The organism is Mycobacterium sp. 1165178.9, from assembly GCF_001673555.1.
Lineage (GTDB): Bacteria > Actinomycetota > Actinomycetes > Mycobacteriales > Mycobacteriaceae > Mycobacterium.
Window position 1 is genome coordinate 1 of sequence record NZ_LZMB01000222.1, and the last position, 607, is coordinate 607.

General features: G+C 68.9%; 2 pseudogenes. One reads left to right on the plus strand and one right to left on the minus strand.

What is annotated here, in order from left to right:
* Nucleotides 1-152 (minus strand): annotated as a pseudogene (locus A5652_RS10350) (glycine cleavage system protein T); the annotation flags it as partial.
* A gap of 89 nt (nucleotides 153-241) precedes the next feature.
* Between A5652_RS10350 and A5652_RS10355 the strand changes: the two are divergent.
* Nucleotides 242-607, plus strand: a pseudogene (locus A5652_RS10355) (adenylate/guanylate cyclase domain-containing protein); the annotation flags it as partial.

Consider the following 607-nt stretch of genomic DNA (forward strand, 5'->3'; position numbering starts at 1 on the left):
GCCGCCGCGCCCGGGCCGCGGACCAACGCCTTGCCCAGGTGGCTGACATCGAAGAGGCCGACCGCCGCGCGGGTCGCGTTGTGTTCGCTGACGGTGCCGGCATACGACACCGGCATGAGCCAGCCGCCGAACTCGGCGAAGCTCGCGCCCATATCGCGGTGCCGGTCTTCCAGCGGTCCGTGCTGCAGCTCGCTCACGGCGTCCCACCCTAATCCGCGCCAATGCTGGCACACTTGGGCAGGTGTCCGAGTCGTATGACTTCGACGAGCTTGAGGCCGTTGGGATCGCGAACCCGCGGGAACGCGCCGACCTGATCAAGTACCTCGACGATCTTGGCTTCACGGTCGAGGACATGGTCGAAGCCGAACGCCGCGGCCGGCTGTTCGGGCTTGCCGGTGATGTCCTGGCCTGGTCGGGCCGCCCGATCTATACCGTGCAAGCCGCGGCCGAGAAACTCGGCATATCGGCGGACGAGGTGGCGCACGCGTGGGCTTTGCTCGGCCTGACGGTCGCCGGCCCCGACGTTCCCGTGCTGAGCCAAGCCGACGTCGACGCCCTGGCTACCTGGGTCGCGCTCAAGATGGTGGTCGGTGAGGACGGCGCGCAC